Here is a 5067-nt window from a genome sequence, read left to right as displayed (position 1 = left end):
CGACGGAGTGAATCAGGATTCCTTTTATTAGACAAATCAACTCAAATTTCTACATTTATTGATATGCGGAAGATGGGTTAGAAGGCATTTCAGCAAATAAATTTTTAAATGCTGCCATCGTTCTAGCGTCCATTTTTATTTTGCGATTTGATAAATCCGTTTTTGTTTTGGCAAAGCCGTCCCCGGTCTTATAATCCCAAGTTTTGTCCACATTGATAACATTGTTTTTGAAATCGAAATCTTTTCTTGTTAAGCCCACCATTTCTGCATACCTCATTCCAGAGGTTAATCCAAGCAATAATAAATAATAAGCGAGAGCACGATCAAGACGGTTGTATAATTCATTCAATAATACTTTACTTTCCTCATAATTTAGGTGCTTTTCTTCTGGTCTTTTTGCCTCTACGTGGCCGGTGATGGTTGCTCCCCGTGTAAAATCAACACGGATTATTCCTTCATCAATGGCATCCCTTACACAAGCCCTGATATGGTTATTTAGCTTTCTTGTCGTCTCTTTAGCCCTCGTTTGCCCGTATTCGTTCAGGAATGCTTGATAATCGCGTTTTGAAATGTCTTGGATAGGTTTGTGTCCGAAATACTCTTGAATCGTTCTTAACGTATCCTTATAACGCTTTATCGTTACCCGGCTTACGTCTTTTTTATAAAGATCAATCCATTCCTCAAAATACTTATCAAATGGTTCCAGACGCAAATATGGGACTAACCCCTTTCGCAAACCTTCTTCCACCTCGGCAGCAGCCACTTGGGCTTCTTTTTTGGTCTTAAATCCTCCCTTCCGTATTGGCTTTGATTTACCGTTGATCCTTCTGCTGACTGTATATTGCCATGTTTTCCCTCTCTTTGTAAAACTGGCCATTTATTTTCCTCCTCTCATAAACTATCATAATCGAAATCCATTGGCCTTTAAATCCTTCTTTCTTCTATGGAGCGAGCCTTTCTGCTGCCTTACAAATATATCGGTTTTTAATTTGTTTTAGCCGCCCCTCACACAATTCGGGAGTTACCTTAAATAAATTGGACATTTGATCAATCACGTAAGGGTCTTCAAAATTTATAAACTGTAACATGTGTTGCGGAATGGCCGCGTACCGTATGAAATTTCTGGCATCCCACTCTTGGAGTTCACGAAAAGCGTCCGGCATCATAGTTTGCACTCCATAGTGACGCAGGATATGGCAAAGCTCATGAAAAAACATTTCTCTTTGAATTTCTTTGCTTTTACGGCTATCAAGCGTAATCCCCCTGTATCGGCCGACAATCTGATGAGAAGAAGGCATCGGTTTGGTGTGTACATAAATCCTAAATCGGCTCGCTATTAGCTGTATATCAATTTGTTCTGGCCGATAAATGGATAAACGCGAATAAAAATCAGTTACCCAGTCTTCAAGTGTTGTAGTCGGATAAATACGGGTCAATGTCTGCATAATAATCCCTCCTGTGGAAATTATACAAACGTACGTTCTTGTTTACAAGATGAGGAAATGCCCAAATATTGGTACTAGTTGGTGGTATTTAATGAGTGCAATAAAAAATGGAATTAAATATAAATAGTTTTTGAGGACTTTGGTTTTATTTTTATAGGCTAAATGTAACAGTTTTAGTTCCAATTATCTGAAATAAACCCAGTTGTTAGGAATTACCATAGAGATCGTTTAGATTAAAAAACCAGTGATGATATTCAGCAATCGGGCCGATTGTGGCACAGAAAATTAAATGCTTAGAGGGGATCATTTTGAAGATAATTGAGACGGAACGATTATATCTAAGGGAGTTGAAAATGGACGATCTTAACGAATTATCGAAGGTGCTTTCCGACCCAGAATCCATGCAATATTACCATCATTCTTTTAATCAAGAAGAGGTTAAAGATTGGATTGAATGGAATATGAAAAATTATAAGCAAGATAAACATGGACTATGGGCAGTTATATTAAAAGATGGGGGTACATTTATCGGTGGTTGTGGAATAACAATACAAAACATTGATGGAGAGAGGTTACCAGAAATCGGGTTTCACATTATTAAAGAGTATTGGAATAAGGGGTATGCTACCGAGGCAGCATCCGCCTGTAAGGAATATGCATTTAATATTTTAAACTATCCATATTTTCGTATACGACCTTAAATAATATTCCCTCACAAAAAAGTTGCAGAAAAAATCGGAATGGAAACTTATAAGTTTTTTGAGAAGAATGGTGAACAACAAATCGTTCAAGTTACATACAAAAATAAGTATGATGAGTAGCAGTAATGCATCGGCTATTATTCCGGAATAAGGGCGCGATTGTAGAATAAACGCTTAGATTTTTAACAACTTTATTGCCAACTTGCACTTTGATTGGTTACAGGTCTTTTTTCATTTACCTTAAAAAGCACCCGGAACAATATCCGGTTCCAGGTGCTTCTACTTTTTCTTATTTCGTTCTTTTGCTAGCTTCACAATCATTTTAAAATGTTCTTCAATCAGCCTCACATCTTCTGGAGAAAGGTTTTTCCACTCTTCTATGTCAAAGAAGCCCATTTGTTCAATGCCATACTTTTCTACCAGCTCGTTGATTTCGGAGAGGGGATTAAAGTTTGTATTATATGGATCTTTTTTTTCTTCATCAATATATCCGGCTGCTCTCAATAAATTTTCGTAAGGAACTTTTAAAGGTTTATAAAGTTTTTTTAATACCTCAGGAGATGGAGTCCCTCTGGATCCATTTTCTATTTGTGATAGATACGCAGGAGAAACATTGGAATACAATGCGAGCTGGCGAATTGAAAGTTTATTTTCCTCTCTTAGCTTTTTTAAATACTTACTAAACTCCATAACTATTCTCCTCGTTTACAATTGATAACATTATGATAACAAAAGCAAATGCACAACAATGTCTTTGTGCAGCATTTTTTATAAAAAAGTGTTTACAAATGTGTACAAAAATGGTAATATGTTTGCAAAAGCAAACATAAGTGGAAAGAGGTGAGAAAATGAACATAAAAGTTAATATTGTTGCTTTTAAAGAAGCAAGGGTTAAAAAAGGGTTTTCCCAACGAGAATTGGCAAAGCGGGCACATCTTAGCCATGCATTAATTAGTCAAATCGAGAATAACGAAAGGAACCCAAGTCCGGGATCTGCCAAAAAAATATGCGATACCTTAGAAGTACAGTTCGATGATATTTTTTTTGCAATTAGTGTTTGCAAATGCAAACAACCTACAGCTTAAGGTTTTTTTATATTCTGCCTTCTGCAATATAGTTCAAATAAAAAAAAGGGGAGTTGAACGATGCAGCAACTTAATGTGAATTTAACCATTCCAATCCCCGGCGATTCGGTTTTAATTTCAAAGATCGAGCTGGAGGAATTGAAGAAGCAAGAGCTTAAAGGCGTGTACTGGACTATGAAAGATCTTGAAAAGCGAACAGGCAAAAAGCATGAGTGGATTAAAGAACGTATCCTCTACCCGTCAAAGTTCAGGATGATACTGGATGTTGAAAATGGGGGCTTTGTGTATTACCCGAAATCAAAAGGGCAGACATGGTCTTTTCAAGCAATTAAAATGGCCGAATTTTTGGATAAGCATTTTAATCAAATTTTCAGGTAACTATACGGCATATATGGTCGTGTATTGTATCTAACAGACCAAGCCCAATCAGAATCATACTAACCATAGTTTACTGGTTGTTTATATAAAAGTATAGCATGTCAAGGTCAATAAAAAACATATTTTAGGATTCGCCAAAAATGGTGAATGACAGGAGGGAATGATTCAAATTGAATGTAAAACATGGAATATGTGTTTCCGCGCATGATCGAAAGTCTAGATTATTACGCTTAGTTTCTGAAATGAAAAATAAAGGAATTGTAATTGATTTTGCAAGCCACCCAAGTTTCTTAAAAAAGAAATGATTCCTCATAAAGGCCGATACCCCAGAAGGAGAGTATGTCATGACAAAGTTAGTTAAAGACGTTGTAAATAGCGAGCTTGTTTTTGTTGAAGGTAATAGCGTTTTTACAGACAGCCTAAAGGTTGCAGAAGTTTTTCAAAAAGGGCACGACAAGGTCCTGCGTGACATTCGCAATTTAAAGTGTTCGGTTGACTTTAGACAAGCCAATTATGGAGAGTCGTCTTACAAAAATAAGCAGGGTAGGGTTATGCCGAGTTTCATAATGACGTTTGATGGATTTGCCATGCTGGCCATGGGATACACAGGAGAAAAGGCTATGCAATTTAAAGAAATGTACATAGCCGAATTTAACCGGACACGCCACGTATTGGAGAGTCATAAAGTAACGTTGTTATCAAAAGAACAGAAGGAAATCCAAAACGCTGTTTGCCGTGTTATTCATACTCACTATCCATTATTAAGGGATGGTGCCAGAAGGAAATATTTTTCGAGGATTTATTCCGATTTGAAAAATCGCTATGGTGTCAATTCCTACCGTGATATTCGAAGACATGATTTTAAAGAGGCTCTTGAGTTTATTCGAAATTGGGATTCATCAAAATTGGAGAGTCGGCCCAATTAACGGATTCACCAATTTTGGTGAGTAAAGGGGAAGTGAAAATTACTGTGCCCAAACTGTAGCTTAATAAGCTGACATTCTTTTTAGAGCAATTTTGTCTAATGAAATGCTGTGAATGTTCATGTATATTTGTTGTTTTTGATCTGGAAGGGAAGACAATATGCAGCATTTTGAGGCAGAAACAAAAACTGAAGTAAGACGATTCGGTCATGAAACAGGGGAGGTAAATAGACATAAACCATTTATCTGTAACTCATGTACAAATGCCGGAAGGTCCATTTTCATTTGGATTGTTTAAAGTCAAAGGGCTGAAGAGAACGATTTTTCGATTTCAACTCTTAGACGGCCAAACTGTTCGGGTTGAAAACAGTGGAAAGGTATTTCTATTAGATTCTGAAACAAGTAATGCAGGTAGAGAAATTGAGTTGCTAATCCCAGAGAAAAAAGTCAAGCAGTACTGTAAACTAGCACATTATTTCAGACACCTAATTTCAAATTAACTCCGGTGAAAAACCTGAAATAGTGTGCCGGTTTG

General features: G+C 36.8%; 7 protein-coding genes. 4 read left to right on the top strand and 3 right to left on the bottom strand.

Annotated features, from left to right (window positions below; translation table 11 throughout):
* Nucleotides 1–55: 55 nt before the first annotated feature.
* Both AB1L08_RS21510 and AB1L08_RS21505 read right to left on the bottom strand, forming a co-directional pair.
* Entirely contained in the window at nt 56–877 is an 822-nt protein-coding gene (locus tag AB1L08_RS21510; protein WP_413066642.1) for an Arm DNA-binding domain-containing protein, read from the bottom strand.
* A gap of 64 nt (nt 878–941) precedes the next feature.
* A complete protein-coding gene (locus tag AB1L08_RS21505) occupies nt 942–1445 on the bottom strand; it encodes an ImmA/IrrE family metallo-endopeptidase (RefSeq protein ID WP_413066641.1) in 504 nt (167 codons plus the stop codon).
* A 272-nt stretch (nt 1446–1717) separates the two neighbouring features.
* On the opposite strand from AB1L08_RS21505, the gene AB1L08_RS21500 reads away from it, so the two are divergent.
* Nucleotides 1718–2146, top strand: coding sequence for a GNAT family N-acetyltransferase (locus AB1L08_RS21500; protein ID WP_413066640.1), 429 nt, complete (start codon nt 1718–1720; stop codon nt 2144–2146).
* A gap of 279 nt (nt 2147–2425) precedes the next feature.
* On the opposite strand, the gene AB1L08_RS21495 is transcribed toward AB1L08_RS21500, so the two are convergent.
* A complete protein-coding gene (locus AB1L08_RS21495; RefSeq protein WP_413066639.1) occupies nt 2426–2836 on the bottom strand; it encodes a helix-turn-helix domain-containing protein in 411 nt (136 codons plus the stop codon).
* Between the two features lie 158 nt (nt 2837–2994).
* On the opposite strand from AB1L08_RS21495, the gene AB1L08_RS21490 reads away from it, so the two are divergent.
* The 3 genes from AB1L08_RS21490 to AB1L08_RS21480 all read left to right on the top strand — a co-directional run bounded on the left by AB1L08_RS21490 (nt 2995) and on the right by AB1L08_RS21480 (nt 4535).
* On the top strand, nt 2995–3231 hold the full coding sequence (locus AB1L08_RS21490; protein ID WP_380774288.1) for a helix-turn-helix transcriptional regulator: 237 nt from the start codon (nt 2995–2997) through the stop codon (nt 3229–3231).
* 60 nt (nt 3232–3291) lie between these two features.
* Nucleotides 3292–3609 carry a DUF771 domain-containing protein gene (locus tag AB1L08_RS21485; protein ID WP_380774287.1) on the top strand — a complete coding sequence of 106 codons (318 nt, stop codon included), beginning with the start codon at nt 3292–3294 and terminating at the stop codon, nt 3607–3609.
* A gap of 344 nt (nt 3610–3953) precedes the next feature.
* Nucleotides 3954–4535, top strand: a complete 582-nt coding sequence (locus tag AB1L08_RS21480; RefSeq protein WP_413066638.1) for a Rha family transcriptional regulator — start codon at nt 3954–3956, stop codon at nt 4533–4535.
* The last annotated feature ends 532 nt before the right edge of the window (nt 4536–5067 follow it).

The organism is Siminovitchia jepli, from assembly GCF_047228825.1.
In the GTDB taxonomy this organism is placed as follows: domain Bacteria; phylum Bacillota; class Bacilli; order Bacillales; family Bacillaceae_C; genus Siminovitchia.
This window is presented reverse-complemented; position numbering and strand designations above follow the sequence as displayed.

Coding starts and splice junctions, on each gene's coding strand:
- AB1L08_RS21490 (WP_380774288.1), top strand. CDS start 2,995: ATGAACATAAAAGTTAATATTGTTGCTTTTAAAGAAGCAAGGGTTAAA.
- AB1L08_RS21480 (WP_413066638.1), top strand. CDS start 3,954: ATGACAAAGTTAGTTAAAGACGTTGTAAATAGCGAGCTTGTTTTTGTT.
- AB1L08_RS21495 (WP_413066639.1), bottom strand. CDS start 2,836: ATGGAGTTTAGTAAGTATTTAAAAAAGCTAAGAGAGGAAAATAAACTT.
- AB1L08_RS21485 (WP_380774287.1), top strand. CDS start 3,292: ATGCAGCAACTTAATGTGAATTTAACCATTCCAATCCCCGGCGATTCG.
- AB1L08_RS21505 (WP_413066641.1), bottom strand. CDS start 1,445: ATGCAGACATTGACCCGTATTTATCCGACTACAACACTTGAAGACTGG.
- AB1L08_RS21510 (WP_413066642.1), bottom strand. CDS start 877: ATGGCCAGTTTTACAAAGAGAGGGAAAACATGGCAATATACAGTCAGC.